Here is a 20160-nt window from a genome sequence, read left to right on the forward strand (position 1 = left end):
ATGCATCTTTCGGACGAAGACGTGCTGCGGTTGCTGGATCGCGAGGCCTCACCGGCCGAGGCGGACAGGATGCGGGGACATGTGGCGGAGTGCGCGGCGTGTGGGGAGCGGGTGGCTTCGGCACGGCGGACGATGGATGAGGTGGGGGCGATCTTTGGCGGGGAGGCGAGGGCTTCTTTGGGGGCGCGGCGTCGTCTTGAGGGGGCGCTGAGGCGGAGTGGGGCGGGTTCTCGTCCGAGGTCTGTGGGGTGGGCGGTGGCGGCGTGCTTTTTGCTGGCGGCGGTGGGGCTTGGGTGGTGGGGTGGGTCCGGGAGGCATGCGGGTGGGGATGTGGGGAGTGTGCCGAATCTGTCGCTGACGCCGGGGGCGATTCGTACGGTTTCGCTGAGCGAGATCTGCTCGGCTGCGGATGACGATGACGACCTGGACCCGGTTTTGCCGGCCTCGATCCAGCATGCGGTGTTCCAGGAGTATGGGATTGCGGCGGCGGGGATGGAGAAGAACTACCAGATCGACTATCTGGTGAATCCACAGTTGGGCGGGACGGACGATATCCGCAATCTCTGGCCGCAGGCGTATCAGGGTGGGGTCTGGAATGCGCGGGCGAAGGACCAGTTGGAGGAGAGGCTGCACCAGATGGTCTGCAACCAGACGATCGATCTGGGGACGGCGCAGAGGGCGATTACTACGGACTGGATCGCGGCTTATAAGAAGTATGTGCAGGATGGGCCCAGGACTTAGGCGTTACTCCGGTTGGAGGTGGCTTTTACGGCACGGCCGATGCCGTGCCGTAAAAGCATACGGGGTGTCTATGCTGGGGCGGCGTAGCCGGTGGTGGCGAGGCGTTTGCCCATGGTGGCGTACATCGCTTCGTTGCGGGGCTGCCAGGTGGCCAGGCCGTCGACGTAGCGGTTGTACATGCAGAAGGCGGCGGCGATGAGGACGGTGTCGTGGATCTCGAGGTCTGTGGCTCCCTCGGCGCGGGCCTGCTCGATGATGGCTGGGGTGACGGATTTGGCGTCGCCCTGGACGTGGGCGGCGATGACGAGGAGGGCCTTGAGCTTGTTGGAGATCTCGGCGGTGGATGGGTCGGTGCAGACGCTGGCGACGAGTTCGGGGCTGCCGCCGGTGTGCGCGGCTGCGGCGGCTCCGTGGCTGGTCTGGCAGAAGAAGCAGGTGTTGCGCGAGGAGACGAAGGCCGCGATGAGCTCGCGGTCGCGCGAGGGAAGGCTGGCATGGTCGCCGGGTTGGAAGAGGAGGATGTTGGCGAGCTCGCGCATGGGTTTGGCGGTCTCGGGACGGAAGGCGAAGGCGGAGCCGATGCCGGGGATTTCTGCGGGCAGATCGATGTGGGGCATTGTTACCTCGTGACCAGTTCTGCGGGTGGGTTTGCGACGTTGGTGAGGTTGGCGGCGACGTATCCGTTGCGGGCGACCATCTTGCCGCGCTCACGGTAGAGGGTGGGGTCGTGGGGCTGGATGGTGGCGAGTCCGTCGACGTAGCGGTTGTACATGCAGAAGGCGGCGGCGATGAGGACGGTGTCGTGGATTTCGAGGTCGGTGGCGCCTTCGCTGCGGGCTGCTGCGATGTCTTCGGAGGTGACGTTCTTGCCGTCGACCTGGACCTTGCCGGCGATGACGAGGAGGGCTTTGAGTTTGGGGGAGATCGCGGCGTTGTTGGGGTCGGTCTTGACGCAGAGGACGAGGTCTTCGTCGCCGTCGAGGTGGGCGGCGGCGATGGCTCCGTGGATGGACTGGCAGTAGTGGCAGTTGTTGCGGGCGGAGACGAAGGTGGCGATGAGTTCGCGCTCGCCTGGGGTGAGGGAGCTGGGGTGGCGGAGGAGGACTTCGACGAGCTCGTTGAGGGGCTTGGAGGTTTCGGGGCGGAAGGCCATGGGGCCGCGGATTCCGGGGAGGTTGGGCAGGTCGATGTGGGGCATGGTGACTCCTTTAGGTGTGGGCCGGTTCGAGGGTGACCGGGGCGTTTGCGGTTGTGAGGGCTTCGGGATATCTGGGGAGGAAGAGTTGGAGGATCGCGGCGAGGATGAGGGGGACTGCGAGCGCGACGACGGCGGAGGGGAGATAGGTTTTGGACTGGTCGAAGGCGTGGCCGAGGAAGACGGGGCCGATGGCTCCGCCGACGGCGTAGGCGGTCCAAGTGAGGCCGTAGAGGGTGGAGAAGCGGGTGCGTCCGAAGTATTTGGCGATGAGGAAGGGGACGACGTCGGCCTCGGAGCCGGAGCCGAAGCCGATGAGGAAGGCTCCGAGGATGCCGGTGGCGGCGGTGTTGGCGAAGGCGAGGGTGAGGATGCCGGCGGCGGCGACGAGGAGGACGGCGAGCGAGACGTAGGGGGCGAAGAGGCGGTCGAGGAGATGGCCGGTGATGAGGCGTCCGAGGATGCCGGAGACGCCGAGCATGGAGAGGGCGATGGCAGCGCTCGCGGGGGTGACGGCGCGTCCGGTGAGGAGCGCGGCGAGATGGGCGATGGCTCCGTTGAGACTGAGGGCGGAGAGCATGACGGGGATGGCGATGAGCCAGAAGATCTTCGTGCCGAGGACGGAGCCGATCCGGATGGGGGAGGCGGTGTGGTGTGGGGTTGATGCGGATGCGCGGTTGCGCACGAGGAGTGCGGTGAGGGGGAAGCCGAGGAGGGCGATGGCACCGAGGGTGAGGTAGGAGGCGCGGAACCCGTGGGTGGTGATGACGTGCTGGGCGATGATGGGCAGGAGGATGGATCCGGTGCCGCTGCCGGTGAGGACGACGGCGAGGGCGAGGCCGCGACGCTGCTCGAACCAGGTGAGGACGGCTCGGGAGTAGGCGAGTTGTGCGGTTCCGTTGCCGACGATGCCGAGGAGGAGGTAGGTGGCGTAGAACTGTGCGATGTGGGGCCCGAGGAGCGAGAGCGATGCCATGCCTGCGGCGAAGACGAGGATGCAGGGCAGGATGATGCGGCGGGGGGCGAGACGGTCGAGCAGGGTGCCGATGGTGGGGGAGCAGGCCGCGACGGTGAGGGCGGTGATGGCGAAGGCGCGGGAGATGGCTTCGCGCTTCCAGCCGAAGGCGTCCTGCAGAGGGGTGAGGAAGAGGCTGAAGGTGAAGGGCACCATGGCGGCGAAGCTGACCATGACGCCCACGAAGGCGGCGAGAGCGACGCGCCATCCGGGGTAGGAGAGGGAGGTTTCGTTAGGCACGGATGTAGCCTCGCTGGGCGATGTTGGCTGCGTGGAGCGCGTGACCTTCGTGGGAGACGGCATGGACGCCGCTCGACGAGACCCAGCGGTTGTAGAAGTTGAAGAGGGCGGCTACGGTGATGGCGTAGAAGAGGGCGGCGTCGTCCCAGCCGAGCTCGTGGAGCGGGGCCATGTCGGCGGGGGTGATGTGGGCGGAGTCGAGGGTGACTTTGCGGGTGAAGCGGAGGAGGGCTTTTTCGGCGTCGGGGATGGGCGCGGTGTCGAGATCGGTGAGGACGGCGTGGACCGTCGCTTCGTCGAGAAGTGCGGCTGTGACGGCGGCGTGGGAGCGCATGCAGAACTCGCAGTGGTTGAGCGAGGAGGTGTAGGCGGCGATGAGTTCGCGGAGGGCCGGGGTGATGGGGCCCTCCTCGTGCATGACGGCGTGGGTGAATCGGCCCATGTGGATGGTCATCTCGGGGCGGAAGGCGAAGAGGTTCCAGATCTGCCAGTTCTCCTGCCCGAGTTCGCGGGTGCGCTCGATGAGGTTGCGGTGCGGACCGGGTTGGGGGTTGTTCTCGACTTCGGGCAGATACATGGGAGGTTGCATTTGGTCCTTCTGTTTTGCCGGTTATTGGCTGTTGGCTCTTGGTTAGAAGAGGATCTTGGCGGCGAATTGCATGAGGCGTGGGGAGCCGGACTGGAGGACGCGTCCGAAGTTGGGCGAGGCGAGGTCGGCGATGGGAACGCCGAAGTTGGCGTGGTTGGCTACGTTGAACATCTCGGCGCGGAACTGGAGGGAGGTGGTCTCGTGGAGGAGGAAGTCCTTGACGGCGGAGGCGTCGACGTTGGTGAAGGCAGGGGCTCGGGCCACGTTGCGTCCGGAGTTGCCGAACTGTCCGGCCTGCGTGGCGGGGTTGAGGCGCTGGAAGGCCGACGGGCTGATCCACTGGGCGACGGTGTGCGGACCCTGGTTTGGATTGCCGATGAGGTTGGGGCGGCTGGCGAAGTATCCGGAGATGGGAGGCGAGCTTGCCTGGAGCGAGACGTTGGTGCTGTCGTAGACGGTGAAGGGCGTGGGGCTGTTGGCGACGGCGATGGCGTTGAGCTGCCATCCGTTGAGGAGGACGCGGGTGAGGCCGGTGGTGTGGCTGGCGAAGGGCACCTGCCAGATGACGCTGGCGACGAAACGATTGCGGGCGTCGAAGAGCGAGGGTCCGTGCTCGCCCTTGAGGTTGAAGGGATTCTGGGCGAGGTCGTTTTCTCCGCTGAGGGGCTTGGCGGATGCGCCCTGGAGGTTCATGGAGGAGAGATAGTCGAGGGTCTTGGACCACCAGTAGGAGACGTTCATGCCGATGCCGTGCTGGAAGCTGCGCGAGACCGAGACCTGGGCGGCGTGGTATGTGGAGTTCTGTCCGTAGGTGAGTTCGCCGACGGTGGCGAAGTCGCAGGGGCCGTTGTTGGGGCGGCAGTTGGCATACTGGCGGCGGCGGTCGGCATTGGAGGAGGTGGCTCCTGGGCCGAAGACGGCTGGATTGGCCTCGATGTTGCGGGGAAGGTGGGTGCCTTTGGTGCCGACGTAACGGGCTTCGAGGACGAAGGCCGCGCCGAGATCCTGCTGGATGCCGAGGTTCCAGTCCTGCGCGTTTGACGGCGTGGCCCTGGGGTCCATGGTGAAGGCGGTGGCGGGCTGGGTGAAGGTGTTGGGCTGGGGGACGGTGCGGCCGGTGTAGGGGGCGGCGAAGTTGACCTGTCCGGAGATCTGGACGAACTGGGCGTAGGGCAGGGACGAGATGGGACCCTGCGCGGTGACGTTGGAGCCGTTGGAGAAGGGGTCGTAGAAGATGCCGTAGGCGGCGCGGATGGAGGTTTTGCCGGTGCCGAAGGTATCCCAGGCGAAGCCGACGCGCGGGCCGAAGCCGAGGTAGTCGGTTTTGGCGATGCCTTTGCCGATGCCGGTGTCGCCGGGGTAGAGGAGGCCTACGGGGGCTTCGGGATGTTTGGTGGACTGCTGGCCGGGGACGAAGGCGTTGAGGCGGTCGTGAATCTCGGTGTTGGGGTTGATGATCTCGTAGCGGAGGCCTGCGTTGATGGTGAGGCGCGGGGCGACGCGGTACTCATCGGTGGCGAAGGCGGCGAGGCCCCAGTGACGGACGCCGCGATCGAAGCTGCCGAGGCCCTGGTAGAAGAGGACGGGCGCGCCGAGGAGCAGGTTGGCGAAGGCGTCGTTGGTGGGGAAGGAGGAGGCGAAGACGAAGAAGCCGTTGGGGGCTACGGATTGGAAGAGATTGAACTGGTTGCGGACGAAGTCTCCGCCGAAGCGCAGGAGATGGGAGCCGTGCGAGAGGGAGAGGGTGTCGGAGACCTCGTAGGTGTTCTGGACGGAGGTGCGTGGGCCGGTGATGGCTCCGCCGACGGGCGAGTAGCCGCTGAGGTTGAAGAAGGGCGGTCCCTGGCCGATGGCGGAGGCGGAGTCGTAGTTGAAGCCGAGGGTGCGTGGGCCGTTCTGGTTGAGGCGCTGGTCGAAGAGGAAGCCGTAGCGGAAGAACGAGGTCTGCACGTTGTTGCTCATGTGCGCGCCGAAGAGGTGGGTGTTGCCGATGACGGCGGAGTGGACGGCGTAGTCGTCGCGGGTGGGGAAGCCGGGGAGGTCGGAGCCGCGGACGGAGATGGGGTTGAGGTTGAAGCCGGTGAAGTAGGAGTAGCGCAGGAAGTAGGAGTCGGCGTCGGTGTGATGGAGATCGAGGCGGAGGCCGGTCTGGTCGTAGTTGTTGGTTCCGACGAGGGTGCTGGTGTAGACGGAGGGTGAGGTGTTGCCGGCGTAGTAGAACCTGGCTACGTTGAGGCCGACGGGGCTGAGGGCGCCCGCAGGCAGTTTGCCTCCGGGGAAGGGGGTGCCGCCGGCCGCGAAGTTGAGCAGAGGCGTGGCGTTGGCGGAGAAGTCTCCGGCCTGCTGGGCGGCGGTGGGGACGGTGGCGGAGGTGGTGATGCCGGCACGGTTGCGGAGGCCTTCGTAGTAGCTGAAGAAGAAGAGGCGCTTGCCGAGGGCTGGACCGCCGACGGTGACGCCGTATTGATTCTGTTTGAGTGGCTCTACGCCCTGCGAGAAGTAGTTGCGGGTGTCGAGGATGTCGTTGCGGAAGAACTCATAGACTGTGCCGTGATAGTGCGGGGTGCCGCTCTTGGTGACGATGGTGGTGATGGAGCCGATGTTGCCGCCGTATTCGGGCGAGGCGGTTGCGGTGAGGATGCGGAACTCCTGGAGGGCGTCGATGGGGATGCGGAGGGCGAAGCCGCCGTCCATGCGGTCTACGTTCTGGGCTCCGTCGAGGATGAAGTTGTTGGCTTCGGGTCGCTGTCCGTTGACGACGTAGGACTGGCCGGCGCGAAGGGAGCCGCCTTCGGTGAGCAGGCCGGAGGTGAGGGGAGCGACACCGGTCTGGAGGAGGCCGAGCTGGGCGAAGTTCCGGCCGTTCAGGGGGAGATCGACGATCTCGCGCTGGGTGACGGTCTTGCCGAGGGTGTTGGTGGCGAGATCGATGTTCTCGGTGCCGGCGTGAACGACGACGGACTGTTGCAACGTTGCGGGGACGACGACGGCGTCGATGCGGATGGTGCCATCGACGGTGAGTTGGATGGCATCTTCAAGGAATGGCGCGAAGCCGGTGGAGTCGATGGTGATGGAGTACTCGCCGACGGGAAGGGCGGAGAAGCGGAAGCGTCCGTTGGCGGTTCCGGCGAGTTCGCGATGGACCCCGGTGGCGCGGCTGACGAGGCTGATGTGGGCGTTGGCCACGATCGACCCGTTGCGATCGGTGATGGTTCCTTCGATGGTTCCCGTGGGAGCCTGGGCGAAGAGGGGGCCGCTGGCGATGATCAGGGCAAGTGCCCAGATGGCAGCGAAAAAGATCGACCGTTGCCGGCGTGAAGAATGCATGCGTACCTCTGAATGTCTCGTTTGGAGCCAAGCGAAACTATAGAGAGGCGGATACAGGCTGTCGCCCTCACAGCGGTGTAGAGGTAACTCCTACTTTCGATTGAGCCTCCGCGTGTGGCGGCGACGTGTCGCGTTGTGCCGGAGGGCGGGCCTGGCTTGTTTGTCTGCGCGGCGATCTTCATTTATTTCGTGATAACGTGGGAAATCAAATGAACAGGCCAGGGCCCTGAATTGTCTATGGAATCGATAGAGAACATGCATTCTTTCAAACGGTTCTCGCAAATGAACGCGGACGGTACGCGATGAAGGCGAGCGGGCAGAGGCTGCGGGTGCGTGCGGTGCGTGAGCTTGCGTATGTGGAGGTTGCCTCCACGGAGCTGACGCGGGATATCAATCGCGATGTGATCCTGGAGCGGGTGCGGGAGATGCAGCCGATTGCGCGGGTGGAGCTGGCGAGGGCTTCAGGGCTACAGCCGAGCACAGTGTCTTCGATCGTGGACCAGTTGCTGCGGGAGGGGTGGATTCGCGAAGGTGCGGTGGTGAAGACGGCGCGCGGACGCCGGCCCACGATGCTGTCGCTGAACGATTCGCTGGTGATGCTGGTGGCGGATGTAAGGCCGACGCAGGCGGTGATCGCGGTGATCGATCTGAATGGGCGATTCCTGACGCGGACGCTGGTGCCTCTGGCTTCGAATGTGGAGCAGAGCATCGAGGCGATTGCGTCGGGGATGGAGAGGCTGCGGGAGCAGTTTCCGCGGCATCGGTTTGAGGGTGTGGGGTTGAGCGTTCCGGGGCGGATCGATCCGGAGACGAACCGGTTGATGCTGGTGCCGAATCTGGACTGGCTCGACTATGACGTGTCCGGCACGCTTTCGAAGCGGCTGAAGCTGCGGGTGGAGCTGGAGAACGATGCCAACGCGTGCCTGCTGTCGGAGCTTTGGTTCGGGCATGTGGATGGGGTTCGGAATGCGATCCTGGTGGCGATCTCCGAGGGTGTCGGCGCGGCGGTGCTGGCGGAGGGACGGCTGGTGCTGGGACGGAAGGGGCTTGCGGGGGAGTTTGGACATATCTGCGTGGACCCCAACGGGCCGCAGTGCGGATGCGGACACTATGGGTGCTGGGAGATGTTTGCCTCGTCGCGGGCGGCGATCCGGTACTACCAGGAGCTGGTGCCGCATGCGGGTGGGATCACGATGAGCGAGCTGATCCGGCTGGCGGTGAATGGCGATGCGGCCGCGCATACGGCGATCGAGCGGCAGAGCGTTTCGATCGGGCGCGGACTGCGTACGATCAACGCGGCGCTGTCGCCGGATGTGATTCTTTTTGCTGGGGATATCACCATTTACTGGGACATGGTGAAGGACATCATCGAGCGTGAGTGCGGGGTTGGTCTGCTGACCCAATCCGCGCCTGCCCTGGTGCGGTGCGGGGATGGTGAACTGGCGTTGTTGCGGGGTGCGGCTGCGGTGGTGTTGCAGCGGCATTCGGGGTACTACCGGGCATCGCACAGCAACCAGAAGTCGGACCGTGCGCCGAAGAAAGTGGCCGCGAAGAAGACGGCTGCGGTGAAGCGGGTTCGCAAGACGTAGCGGTGCATGGTGTAGTCCCGGGATATGTTTTCGTGATAAAAATAATTCGTCTCGCCCGCACCTGAGGACACTGTCGGAGGCGCATCGCGCTGCAACGGTTCCAAGGGATGGCGTTCGCGCTTTTATCCGTTTGCGCTTTATTCAGGAGGAACGATTTTGGAAACCGTGTTCAGCAAGTTCGAAACCGTGAAGTATGAAGGCCCATCCAGCGAGAACGCGCTCGCCTATCAGTACTACGATGCCGAGAGGGTCGTGCTGGGCAAGCCGCTCAAGGACCATCTGCGCTTTGCGGTGGCTTACTGGCACTCGCTGGCGATGAACGGCAGCGATCCGTTTGGCGGACCGACGATCGAACGTCCGTGGATGGGTGCGGGCGATCCGATTGCGCAGGCGAAGGTAAAGGCCGATGCCGCGTTTGAGCTTTTCCGTGTGCTTGATCTTCCGTTCTTCTGCTTCCATGATGCGGACGTCGCTCCTGCGGGGGATACGCTGGCCGAGGGGCTGAAGAACCTGCATGTGATCGCGGACTACTTCGCGGAGAAGATGGAGACGTCGTCGACGAAGCTGCTGTGGGGTACGGCGAACCTGTTCTCGCATCCGCGCTTCATGGCCGGTGCTTCGACGAACCCGGACCCCGATGTCTTTGCGTGGTGCGCGGCCACGGTGAAGAACTGCATGGACGTGACGAAGAAGCTGGGCGGATCGAACTATGTGTTGTGGGGCGGCAGGGAAGGGTACGAGACGCTGCTGAACACGAATATGAAGCAGGAGCTTGAGCAGATGGGGCGGTTCCTGACGCTTGTGGTGGAGTACAAGCACACGATCGGTTTCGAGGGGCAGATTCTGATTGAGCCGAAGCCGAAGGAGCCTACGTCGCACCAGTACGACTTCGATGCGGCCACGGTGTATGGCTTCCTGAAGCGGTTTGGGCTGGAGAACGAGGTGAAGCTGAATCTCGAGGCGAACCATGCGACGCTCGCGGGGCACAGCTTCGAGCATGAGATCGCCACGGCGGGCAGCCTGGGCGTGCTGGGTTCGCTCGATATCAACCGCGGCGATGCGCTGCTGGGTTGGGATACGGATCAGTTCCCGAACGACCTGTGGACGATGACGATGTCGATGTATCACGTCATCAAGGCGGGCGGGCTGGGCAAGGGCGGATGCAACTTCGATGCGAAGGTGCGGCGCCAGAGCTTTACGGCGGAGGACATGATCCACGCTCATGTGGGCGGCGTGGATATCTGCACGCGTGCGTTCCTGACGGCGGCGAAGCTGATTGAGGATGGCCGTTACGATGCTCTGCTGACGGAGCGCTATGCGGGCTGGAGCAAGCCCGACGCAGCGGCCATGCTCTCCGGTAAGATGAGCCTGGATGAGATTGCGGCGAAGGCGCTGGCGGATGGCATCAACCCGAAGCCACGCTCGGGCAAGCAGGAGCAGATCGAGAACCTGCTGATGCGTGCGATCTACTCGGCCAAGCTCTAAACCTGTTTCACGCTCTACGACTCTGCGCGCTTGTGCCCTCGGGCATGGGCGCGCAGCGTGCGTTAGGGCCTGCCGATGGGGCCTGGAGTGCCGAGGATATGGATGGTCTTCAGCCAGTCCGCAGCGAGGGCGGGCCAGCGGGAGATGGGGAGGTCTGTCGGGCGAAGGCCGAAGCCGTGGCCACCCTGCGTGAAGAGATGCAGTTCGGCGGGGACCTTCGCGTCCTTCAAGGCCTGGAAGTAGACGAGTGCGTTCTCGACGTGTGCGGTGTAGTCGTTCTCTGCCATGATGAGGAAGGTGGGAGGCGTGGTGGGGGTGGGCTGCACGGTGGGATTGACCTTGCCCCCGGAGCCGTTCAGCCAGCCGGGGTAGAGGAGCATCTGGAAGTTCGGTTTGGCGTCGATGGTGGATGGTGGCACGTTGCTGCCCTGAAAGTCCGCATGGGTGCTGAGCGCGGCGGCGAGGTGTGCTCCTGCGGAGAAGCCGATGGCACCGATGCGGTCGGGGTCGATGTGCCACTCTCTGGCGTGGGTGCGGGCGATGCGCATGGCCTGCTGGGCGTCTTCGAGGTCCTCGACGTTCTCGGGGTAGTGTCCCTGCTGGGGGACGCGGTACTTGACGAGGAGGCAGGTGACGCCGAGGGAGTTCAGCCACTCGCAGACTTCGGTGCCCTCGATGTTGTAGGCGAGCCGGATGTAAGCTCCGCCGGGAAAGACGAGGGCTGCCGCGCCTGTGTTGTGTGCGGCATCGGGCTGGTAGACGGAGAGCAGTGGCTTGCTCACATTGGTAACGCGAATCGTTACTTTTCCGGAGACGATGCGGTTGGCGTCCGTAGTGGGGTCGGTTTCGGGGCCGGTGATGGTGGTGGGTTCGGGATTGCCGTGGGGCCAGAGGGGGAGGGTGTACTGCTGGGCGCAGGCTGAGGCGGTGAGAGCGGCGCATGCCAGCAAGAGACGGGGCAGGGAGGTCATCAGAATCTCCTTGGAGCAGGTGTTCTTCGGGATGAAGCGAGCCGCCTTGGCTCAGCGCTATTGTTCGACGCAGAAAAGAAACAGAGCCGGATTATACCGAGACGACACGTGTTGCGGTTGCGGAGTCTGCTGGCCGCTAACCGGTGCCTCCGCGCGAGCTTTACCTTGCAGGTTTGGCGGAAGGTGCTTGCCTGTGTTGCCTCGGTGGTCTATGCTGCTCTTTATTTTGCGGCCAAAAGAAATAGGCCTCCGGAGTTTTTCATGCGCCCTTCGCAACGCTCCCTCCGCGCGCTTCTGCTTTCGTGCTGCTCCGGTGTTGCGGCTTTTGCGGTGGATGCGCATGAACTGATTGTGCTTTGCGCACCGCGGTTGACGTTTATCAGCTATGGGATTCCGGAGCGGGGGGACGCCAAATGGCTCGATCAGCAGGGGAGCTATATGGCGACCGTGGCGGCGCAGCCGGTCTATCGCCTGCTGGGGGCTCAGGATCTGGGTGTGACGGAAGACTACCGCACTGCGCAGATGCCGCCGGTCAATACAGGGCTGCTGGATGGGCAGTTGGCTTGGCGTCAGCATGATGGTGGACACACGGACGCGCCGAACATCAAGTACTTTCTGCAGTGGGCCGACAGGTGGGTGAAGCCGCCTGTCAGCCCACGCTGATTACCTGGCGGCGGGCGGCTCCGGAGCAGGGCGCGCCGGACGCACGGGGGGTGTGAGGTCGAAGCCGTTGACGCCCTTGTCGGCGTTGGGATCCATGGCGGCGAGGTCCGCGCGGAAGGTGACCGTGTTTGCGGTGGGGAAGGTTGGGGGAACGGGTTGGGTGACCTTGCCGGTCGCGGCCCACTCGACGCTGCGCTTGAAGATGACGACGGCATCGGTTGAGCTGAGCGCGAAGACGTCGTGTCCCCATGTGGTGTGGACGACGCGTCCCTTGCCGAACTGCGAGACCATGACCATGGGCTCATCGTCTCCGGTGCCGTGGTTCCTGGGGTCGGAGTAGGCGGTGGCGAGGACGGTCATCTTGCCGGGGCCGCGGAGGTTGGCGTAGAGCTCGTCGCCCTGGTGCATCCACGTTGCGGGAAGGCCGCGCATGATGGGGTGGGTGGTGTTGCGTGCGGTGACGAGGAAGGGAATGCGGTTTCCGTGGACACCGGCTCGTCCGGGCTTCTCGTCCTCGGTAAGGTTGCCGTCCTTCCAGATCCAGTGGGGGCCGGCTTCCTCGGTGCGTCCGCGCCATCCGCCGACACCGATCATGTCGTTATAGGCCTTCCATTTGGGAAAGGCGTTGTCGGCGGCGTGGACGGTGACGAGTCCTCCGCCGGCGTTCATGTACTTCTCAAACGATTCTTTGATCTGCGGAGACCAGCGTTCGTCGGGGGCATCGTAGTTGAGGACGATGACGCCGTACTTGCTCCAGTCGGGGTGAAACTGGCTGAAGTCGCCGCCCGCGGGAGGCGCGGTGAGGATATCGACGTCGAAGAGACCGGCCTCGTCGAGCTCCTTCTTGAGGACGGGCGTCTCGGCGGCCCACTTATGGTAGGAGGCGGCGCTCTCGCCATCGAGGATGAGGACATGGATCTTTTGCGCGGCCCACGCGGGCGATGCGAACAAGAATCCGGCTGCGAGTGTGAGTACGAACTTCTTCATGATGATCCTCCGTCACTGCCAGAAAGCGAATCGAAAAAGTAAGGGCCCGATGCGAACATCGGGCCCTCCAGGGTGATGGAAGCGGGTTAGAAGTTGAGGCGCAGGACGAACTCCATGGTGCGGGCATCGGTTGCGGTCGCTACCTGACCGAAGGTGCTTGCGCCAAGCGTCGAGTTCACGGTGAAGGGCGAGAGGTGATTGGGGACGTTGAACATCTCCGCGCGGAACTCTACACCAACTTTTTCAGCGACCTTGAAGTTCTTCTGGAGAGCGGCATCCCAGTTGTTGAACAGAGGTCCCTTGGTGTCGTCGTAGTGGAGATTGCCGTAGGTTCCCGCCGCCGGTGTTGCGAAGGCGTTGGGGTCGAGGTACTGCTTGCCGTTGCCGTTATGGACATAGCGGGGGCCGACCAGGTTGGGACGCTGGGCGACGCTGGCGGTGGTGACCAGGTTGCCGGCGACCGACTGTCCGGAGGCCTGGATGACGTTGATGGGCAGACCGTTGGCGATGCGGGTGAGGCCTGAGACCTGCCAGCCGCCTAGAGCCTGCTTGTACCACTCGTGCTCATGCTGCCAGAACGGGATGGGATAGACGTAGCTGGCGACGAAGATCTTGGGCTGGTTGAAGCTGGCCGGACCATAGTCGCCGGCAAGGTTGGTGCTGTCCTGCGGCTGGTAGTTGTAGGCGGAACCGTAGGTGAGCGACTGCGACCAGGTGTAGGAGAGGGTGACGAGACCACCGCTCTTGAAGCGGGTCTGCATGCGCGCCTGGAGCGAGTTGTAATTGGAGTGCGCACCGTTGGTGTACTGCAGGATCTCGCCGTATCCCTTGTAGGGCCGGAGAGCATTGCGTGCGATCCCGGGGTTTGCGGCTTCGGTGCCGGCTGCTCCCTGGTTGAGGTCCTTGAGCCAGGTGAGGTTCGTGGAACGCGAGCCGACGTAGTTCAGCTCCAGCGAGGTGTTGCTGAAGGCCTTCTGCTGGACGCCGATGCTGTAGTTGTGAATGCGTGGCGGGGCCAGGTTGCGGGCGGCCGAGTTGCTGATGTTGTTCGGCGCGGAGCTGTTGATGCCGATGCTGCCGAGGTTATCCGCATTGCCCGCGCTGGCCAGCGAAGCGACGGCGACGAAGGGCAACTGGGAGGCTGCGCCGTAGATGTAGTTTCCTTCGACGCGCTCGTAGGACATGCCGTACCCGGCGTGAACCACGGTCTCCTGCTTGCCGGTTACGTCGTAGGCGAATCCAACGCGCGGTGCGAAGGTGTTGTAGGTGTTGTTGATGATGCCGGCGGGCAGACCGTGGAAGAGCGCCTGGACCTGGGGATTGTTGTAGACCGCAGGCGCGACGACCTGCTTGGCCTTGTCGGAGAAGCCGTTGCCCGGCAGGATGAGGCCGTTGTAGGGAGCGGGCGCCGAGGTAATGAGACCGGTTGTGGGGTTGATGGTCGCGGCCTTGGTCGGATCGTAGTAGTTCGGGTCGAAGAAGGCGGTGTTACCGGGCCAGCTTGCGATGGGCGGCATGAACTGCCAGCGTAGACCGATGTTCGCGGTCAGACGGCGGTTCACGGTCCAGTCGTCCTGCACGTAGGTCTCGAACTGTGAGAAGCGCGCCTGGACCTGGGGCGTGTTGCTTCCCTCGGTGTAGCTGGCGAAGTTGCCATTGACGAGATTGGACAGGCTGGTGAAGGTAAAGGCACCGTTCAACTGCGGGGGCGCCGTCTGGTTCTTGCGAGCGCGCCAGAAGTAGGCGCCGATCTTGACGGAGTGGTTGCCGAGGATGCGGGAGAAGTCGTCCTTCAGCGCGTAGATGCGCTGGGAGTTATCGAACTGCCGCGGAGTGACGCCGGGGTTGCTGTAGTTGGTGATGGTGATCTGGGGGATGATGGGCGAGGCGTTGTAGAGCGTCGCATAGGTGAGTCCGAAGTCGGAACGGAGGATCTTGGCACCGGTGAACTGCGAGTTCGCACGGATGTTTCCACCCTCGTTGATGATGTTTCCGGAGTAGGAGCCAGTCGCAATGTTCACTGTCTTCGCGTTGAAGGTGTGAGTCCACTGCAGCGAGGAGGTCAGGCCGGGGATGGTGCGGTCATAGATGACGAAGTTGGTTGGATTGCCGACGTTCAGCACGTTGTCGTGCACGAAGTGACCGCTGATCTGGTTCTTCTCGTTCAGGTTGTAGTCGACCTTGACCAGGTACTCGGACTGGTTGTTGTTGCCGAGGCTGAGATAGCGGTAGTTGCCGCTGGGGTCGGTGAGGACGGTTGCGGCGAGGGCGCGGCCGGTTGCGGTGGAGCCTCCGGCGATGGCGGTCGCGATGGCCGCCGGCGTGGGGACGGTGATGTTCGTCACCGTGGAGGTGCGCAGGCGCTTGTACTCCTGGGCGGCGAAGAAGAAGAGCTTCTCGCGGCTGTCGTTGAAGAGGCCGGGGATCCAGACGGGACCACCGATGGTGTAGCCGAAGTCGTTGTAACGCAGCGGCGCCTTGACGGGCGTCTGGGTGGCGCTGAGCGGACGGAAGGGGTAGCCCTGCACGGCGTCGTTGCGGAGGTACTCATAGGCGCTGCCGTGGAAGTCGCGGCCGCCGCTCTTGATGGCCACCGAGACGGTTGCGCCGGAGGTGCCGCCGTAGCTGGCATCGTAGCTGGAGGCGACGTTGCGGAACTGCTGCAGGGAGTCGGGCGAGATATTGACGAAGTTGTTACCGCCGCCGCCGTTGTCCTTGTTGTCCACGCCGTCGATGAAGAAGTTCGCGGAGTCGGTGCGGATGCCGTTGACGGACTGTGAGTTTCCGTTGACGCCGTAGGTGCCGAAGATGGCGAAGCCGCTGGCCACGGTCTGCGAGACACCCGGCTGGAGGGTCAACAACTGGACGTAGTTGCGGCCATTCAACTGGATCTGGGTGGCTTCCGTGCTGGTGACGAGGCCGCCGATCTCGGCGGTGGTGGTCTGGATGGTGAGCGAATCGGCCTTGACTTCAATGGATTCGCCCACCTGTCCGACCGCCAACTGGACCATGACGGCGGGTTTTGCTCCGACGTCGACGGCGACGCCATTGGTCACGGCCTTCTTGAAGCCCTGCATGGTGGTGGTGATGGTGTAGGTTCCGACGGGCAGGTTCAGCACGACGTAGAAGCCGTCCCCATTGCTCTGCACGGTGCGGCTGAGGCCGGTGGCGGCGTTGGTGACGGTGATTGTTGCGCCGACGACCGCGGCTCCTGTGGGATCGGTGACCGTTCCGCTGATTTGTTGGCTGTCTACTGCCTGGGCATAGACGACAGAGGTGGAAGCGCATGCCATGACGATGGCGGTCAAAAATAGGTGTTTCATGTCTTGCCTCCAGAAGCACTTCAACGTTGACTCAACTCAGCCGTTCGCGCCTCCGACCAGTCAGATTTGGACCACCCGTGAGAGGAGGGTTCAAGAGGATGCAAGCGAAACCGTGTTTTTTAGTCGTCGCAAAATATATGGAGGCCGTACACCACTGTCAAGGGAAAATCGTCACAAGTATTGTGGGCGTCATTGGATTTCTTGGGGGAGAACCTGTGTTTATGACAGGCGAATCCCCGCCGAGGGCTGCGCGTACGGATTTATTTACCGAGCGAAATATAAATCCGCGGTGCGAAGGAGAGAGGCGTTCCCGGGCGATCCGAAGGTGTTTTCCACGGGGCTGGACGATCACGGCGGCGGAAGGTGCCACGGCTTTCCGTCGAAGCCCTTTTGCGCGCGCTAGGAGACGTGGTTTGGCCATCGCTCATGCCTCTTCGGGAGGAAGATCGTGTGCGAAGAGGGAGCGAGTTTTGCGGGCCGCGTGCAGGCGAGGGTTTTGTTTCGAAGTCATGCCCGAGGCGTGCGAGGATGGACCGTGGAGAAAGCACAGAGACCGGTGCGCCAGCGCGGGGTGTGGACTTGGAGATGTGGTGTGATGGTCGGGGCGGAGAGATTCGAACTCCCGACCCTCTGCTCCCAAAGCAGATGCGCTACCAGGCTGCGCTACGCCCCGACTGGTTCGATTTTAGCCTAAATCTGCCTCTACCAGCTTATCCGATGCAGATCGGCACCAATCGCTTGTCCAAGATGCAGCAGAATCCAGCCGAGCGCGAGAACGGGCAGAATCAGCAAAAGCGCCAGGGTGACGCAGAGCACGGCGAGAAAGAGCCAGCTCTTCTGCTTCTGCCGTACCGGCTCCTGCAGGCTTCCTGTCAGGAGGGCGTAGTTTCTGCGGTTGGCCTTCCAGCCGATGTCGAAGAGGTTTCCCAGCACGGGCACGGCCCCAACGGCGGCTTCAATGCCCACGTTCACGACCATCCGCGTGATCGTCACGTAGGAAACGCCGCGCAGCCAGGCCGCGATGATGATGATGCAGGAGGCGACACCCCCGGCGATATCGCCAAAACCGGGGATAAAGCCAATGATGCCGTCGAGCCCGAACCGGATCGTCGTCCCCGGGATTTTGAAGTAGTCGTCCAACAGATGCGACAGGAAATCCAGGTTTTCGTCGCTCGCCAGACCTCCCGCCCGCTTCATGCGCGGAGAGAGAATCTCGGGTTTCACTGCAGGAATCATGGAGTCAGCCCTTCCTTCTCTCAGTACGATGCGCCAAATCGTCCGGGAATGCTATAATCAGGTTATTGTGGCGGCTATAGTTCAGTGGCAGAACGCCGCTCTGTGGCAGCGGATGTCGTGGGTTCGAAACCCACTAGCCGCCCCAAAAAACCTCTCAGGCGGGATTTCGTGGGATTCCGGCCCAATAGCACCTCTTTACTCAGCGAGCTCGCATGAGTGACGCGCCCTCAAAGGTTCTGGCCGGCACCTCCGGCTGGGCCTATCCCACGTGGAAACCGGGGTTTTACCCGGCCGGTACCTCCGCGAAGAAGTTTCTCGGGTTCTATGCCTCCCAGTTGAACTCGGTTGAGGTGAACTACACCTTCCGCACGCTGCCCACGGGTGCGATGCTCGACGGCTGGCTTGCGGCGACGCCCAGCGATTTCCGCTTCAGCTTCAAGGCGCCGCAAGGCATTACGCACTTCAAGCGACTGCGCGACTGTGCCGCAGCCGTGGACGAGTTTCTGATCGCGCTCGAGCCGGTGCGCGAAGCCGGCAAACTAGGCCTGCTCTTCTTCCAGCTTCCACCCAACTTCAAAGCCGATGCTGAACGTCTTGCGTCTTTCCTCAGCATGCCCTCCCTTGCCGGGAGGCAGCTTGTGTTTGAGTTTCGGCACGAGTCCTGGTTTACCGATGCGACCTATCAGGTGCTCGCGGCGAGCCATGCAGCCCTGTGTGTCGCGGAGTCCGATGACCTCGCTACGCCCGAGGTTCATCCCGCGCCGGGGCTTGCGTGCTTTCGTCTGCGCCGCACCGGAGGCTACACCCCCGAGGAGCTCAAAGCCTTCGCCACGCGCTTCCGGGACCTTGCCAAAACGCGTGAGGTCTACGCCTACTTCCGCCATGAAGACGAGCCAACCGGCCCGCTGAATGCGGCCTCGCTCCTGCAGACGCTCGGGGCCCGCGGATGAAGCCAGCCTTCACGCCGAGGCCGTTTACGCCTCGCCGCTGGCTCACGAACGGCCACCTCCAAACGATTGTCGGCAATTTCCTGCCGCGTACGGACAAGTTGCCGCCGGCGGAGGCTGTGTACGTTGTCGTCTCCCCGGGTGCCGACACGCAAATCGCCAGCCAGGTGCTCTGCCACTGCCACTGGCAGCCGGAGGCTGTGCGCGCGGAGCGGCTGACGGTCATCCTGTTGCATGGTCTTGAGGGCTCGTCGAACTCGCAATACGTTGTCGGCAACGCGAACAAGCTCTTCGCCGCGGGGATGAACGTCGTCCGGATGAATATGCGGAACTGCGGCGGCACCGAGCGCCTCTCGCCCACGCTGTATCACTCCGGTCTGTCGGGCGATGTGCGCGCCGTCATGAACCTTTTCCTTGTCCGCGAGCGCCTCGAACGCGTGGCGCTCGTCGGCTACTCCATGGGTGGGAATCTGGTGCTCAAGCTGGCTGGGGAGCTCGGCAACGAGGCACCGCCGCAGCTTCGCGCCGTCGTCGGCGTCTCCCCTGCAGTCGATCTCGGGCCGTCCGCGGACCTTCTGCACGCGCCGGTCAACCGTCTGTACGAGCGGCGCTTTCTCAAGGCTCTTCGGCGGCGTTTCCGGATGAAGGCCATGCTCTTCCCGCGCGTCTTCGACCCGTCGAAGGCTGACGCGCTCGACTCGCTGCGCGACTTCGACGATCGCATCACGGCGCTCTACTCCGGCTTCCAAAGCGCGGACGACTACTACTACCGTGCCGCTGCTGCGCGCGTCCTCGACCGCATCGCGGTGCCCACGCTCATTCTCCATGCGTGCGACGATCCGTTCGTGGTCATCACGGACGAGTCCCGCGCCAAGCTGGCCGCGAACGCCTGCATCACGCTCCTGGAACCCGCCCACGGAGGCCACTGCGCCTTCCTCGCCACACCCGATCCCACGCGCAACGACGACGGTTACTGGGCCGAGACAACCCTGCTCGCCTTTCTGCGGAGCGCGGCAGGGTAGGGAATTGCCTCGATAGCTGCGATAATGGACGGATGCTTGCTGAGTGGTCCGCAGAATGCGCAGCCGACGATCCCGTGCTAGTCGTCCCCTGGCAGGACCCCAACGGGCCTGCGGCCTTCGTCGATCTCCGCCTCAACCCCTACGACTTCGACCAGCTTCCCGAGGCGGAGCAGTACCCCTCGCTGATGCAGGCTCTTCGCGCACTCAACGCGCCGCGCTCGCCGGTGTTTACCGCGAAATGCGATGCCTGGGTGATGAGCAGGGAGGAGGTCGAAACGCTGGAGCTGAACCTGGATATGGCGCTCGACACGGCCGATCTGCTGACCGGTTTTGCGACGTACATCGACCTGGTGTGGCGCGACCGGACGAGCTTTGCCTCGTTCCATCAGCAGAGCCAGCTTCTGCATAAGCTCACGCGTCTGGCTGCCGCGCTGGACCAGCCGTACGCGGGGCTCGACTGCATCATCCGCCCGGCGTTCGTGGATCTTGCAGGCCCGCAGGAGGGCTTTGCGGTCAGCGTTTATGTCCGTGCCCTTGGTTCCGACATCCACACGGCGGAGGAGAACTGGGGAGCCGCGCTCGAGTCCGTGGTCTCGCTGCTGCGCAGCCGCGACTTCGCGCCAAGCTAGCGTAACGCGGCAAACTTCGATGTTCACGGACGCCGCACCCCGCTACAATAAGACTCGCGGGCGAGTAGCTCAATCGGATAGAGCACCAGCCTTCTAAGCTGGGGGTTGCAGGTTCGATCCCTGCCTCGCCTACCACCCTTATCAATCAATGAGTTGCGTGGGTTCCTGTCCTGCTCGAAATAGTACAGGCCGGGGCTCATG

Annotated in this window: 16 protein-coding genes and 3 tRNA genes; 9 read left to right on the plus strand and 10 right to left on the minus strand. The window is 63.6% G+C overall.

Annotation, left to right across the window (positions count from 1 at the left end):
* Positions 1-741, plus strand: a complete 741-nt coding sequence (locus BM400_RS06585; RefSeq protein WP_089837768.1) for an anti-sigma factor family protein — start codon at positions 1-3, stop codon at positions 739-741.
* A 68-nt stretch (positions 742-809) separates the two neighbouring features.
* Here BM400_RS06585 and BM400_RS06590 read toward each other — a convergent pair whose 3' ends face one another.
* From BM400_RS06590 to BM400_RS22775, 5 genes are read right to left on the minus strand one after another with little or no spacing between them, the layout of a single operon-like run.
* Complete coding sequence (locus BM400_RS06590; RefSeq protein WP_089837770.1) at positions 810-1358, minus strand: carboxymuconolactone decarboxylase family protein; 549 nt, start codon at positions 1356-1358, stop codon at positions 810-812.
* A gap of 2 nt (positions 1359-1360) precedes the next feature.
* On the minus strand, positions 1361-1939 hold the full coding sequence (locus tag BM400_RS06595; RefSeq protein ID WP_089837772.1) for a carboxymuconolactone decarboxylase family protein: 579 nt from the start codon (positions 1937-1939) through the stop codon (positions 1361-1363).
* 10 nt (positions 1940-1949) lie between these two features.
* Positions 1950-3191 (minus strand): MFS transporter, encoded by a 1242-nt coding sequence (locus BM400_RS06600; RefSeq protein WP_245781720.1) that lies wholly within the window; start codon positions 3189-3191, stop codon positions 1950-1952.
* Positions 3184-3780, minus strand: coding sequence for a carboxymuconolactone decarboxylase family protein (locus tag BM400_RS06605; protein ID WP_089837776.1), 597 nt, complete (start codon positions 3778-3780; stop codon positions 3184-3186). Before BM400_RS06605 ends, BM400_RS06600 begins: the two co-directional genes overlap by 8 nt.
* Positions 3781-3822: 42 nt before the next feature.
* Positions 3823-7107, minus strand: coding sequence for a TonB-dependent receptor (locus tag BM400_RS22775; protein ID WP_089837778.1), 3285 nt, complete (start codon positions 7105-7107; stop codon positions 3823-3825).
* Positions 7108-7409: 302 nt separating this feature from the next.
* Between BM400_RS22775 and BM400_RS06615 the strand changes: the two genes are divergently transcribed.
* On the plus strand, positions 7410-8696 hold the full coding sequence (locus BM400_RS06615; RefSeq protein WP_089837780.1) for an ROK family transcriptional regulator: 1287 nt from the start codon (positions 7410-7412) through the stop codon (positions 8694-8696).
* 165 nt (positions 8697-8861) lie between these two features.
* Positions 8862-10181, plus strand: coding sequence for a xylose isomerase (gene xylA / locus BM400_RS06620; protein WP_245781966.1), 1320 nt, complete (start codon positions 8862-8864; stop codon positions 10179-10181).
* Positions 10182-10243: 62 nt separating this feature from the next.
* Here xylA and BM400_RS06625 read toward each other — a convergent pair whose 3' ends face one another.
* Positions 10244-11152: an alpha/beta hydrolase gene (locus BM400_RS06625; RefSeq protein ID WP_089837784.1), complete on the minus strand. Its 909-nt coding sequence runs from the start codon at positions 11150-11152 to the stop codon at positions 10244-10246.
* 261 nt (positions 11153-11413) lie between these two features.
* Here BM400_RS06625 and BM400_RS06630 point away from each other — a divergent pair, with 261 nt between their 5' ends.
* On the plus strand, positions 11414-11815 hold the full coding sequence (locus BM400_RS06630) for a hypothetical protein (RefSeq protein ID WP_245781721.1): 402 nt from the start codon (positions 11414-11416) through the stop codon (positions 11813-11815).
* Here BM400_RS06630 and BM400_RS06635 read toward each other — a convergent pair whose 3' ends face one another.
* From BM400_RS06635 to BM400_RS06650, 4 genes are all read right to left on the minus strand, one after another.
* Positions 11816-12802: a ThuA domain-containing protein gene (locus tag BM400_RS06635; protein WP_089837786.1), complete on the minus strand. Its 987-nt coding sequence runs from the start codon at positions 12800-12802 to the stop codon at positions 11816-11818. It lies immediately after the preceding gene.
* An 86-nt stretch (positions 12803-12888) separates the two neighbouring features.
* Positions 12889-16125, minus strand: a complete 3237-nt coding sequence (locus BM400_RS06640; RefSeq protein ID WP_089837788.1) for a carboxypeptidase-like regulatory domain-containing protein — start codon at positions 16123-16125, stop codon at positions 12889-12891.
* A gap of 596 nt (positions 16126-16721) precedes the next feature.
* Positions 16722-16798 (minus strand) — tRNA-Pro (locus BM400_RS06645).
* 29 nt (positions 16799-16827) lie between these two features.
* The gene (locus BM400_RS06650; protein WP_089837790.1) at positions 16828-17361 is read right to left on the minus strand and encodes a DUF4112 domain-containing protein; all 534 of its coding nucleotides are present in this window, start codon (positions 17359-17361) and stop codon (positions 16828-16830) included.
* A gap of 70 nt (positions 17362-17431) precedes the next feature.
* On the opposite strand from BM400_RS06650, the gene BM400_RS06655 reads away from it, so the two are divergent.
* The 5 genes from BM400_RS06655 to BM400_RS06675 all read left to right on the plus strand — a co-directional run bounded on the left by BM400_RS06655 (position 17432) and on the right by BM400_RS06675 (position 20094).
* Positions 17432-17506, plus strand: a tRNA-His gene (locus BM400_RS06655).
* 67 nt (positions 17507-17573) lie between these two features.
* Positions 17574-18311, plus strand: coding sequence for a DUF72 domain-containing protein (locus BM400_RS06660; RefSeq protein WP_089837792.1), 738 nt, complete (start codon positions 17574-17576; stop codon positions 18309-18311).
* Positions 18308-19330 (plus strand): YheT family hydrolase, encoded by a 1023-nt coding sequence (locus tag BM400_RS06665; protein ID WP_089837794.1) that lies wholly within the window; start codon positions 18308-18310, stop codon positions 19328-19330. The genes BM400_RS06660 and BM400_RS06665 overlap by 4 nt, the downstream gene beginning before the upstream one ends.
* A 32-nt stretch (positions 19331-19362) precedes the next feature.
* Positions 19363-19959 (plus strand): hypothetical protein, encoded by a 597-nt coding sequence (locus BM400_RS06670; RefSeq protein ID WP_089837796.1) that lies wholly within the window; start codon positions 19363-19365, stop codon positions 19957-19959.
* Positions 19960-20017: 58 nt separating this feature from the next.
* A tRNA-Arg gene (locus BM400_RS06675) sits at positions 20018-20094 on the plus strand.
* Positions 20095-20160: the final 66 nt, after the last annotated feature.

The sequence above is a fragment of the Granulicella pectinivorans genome, assembly GCF_900114625.1.
GTDB classification, from domain to species: Bacteria; Acidobacteriota; Terriglobia; order Terriglobales; family Acidobacteriaceae; genus Edaphobacter; species Edaphobacter pectinivorans.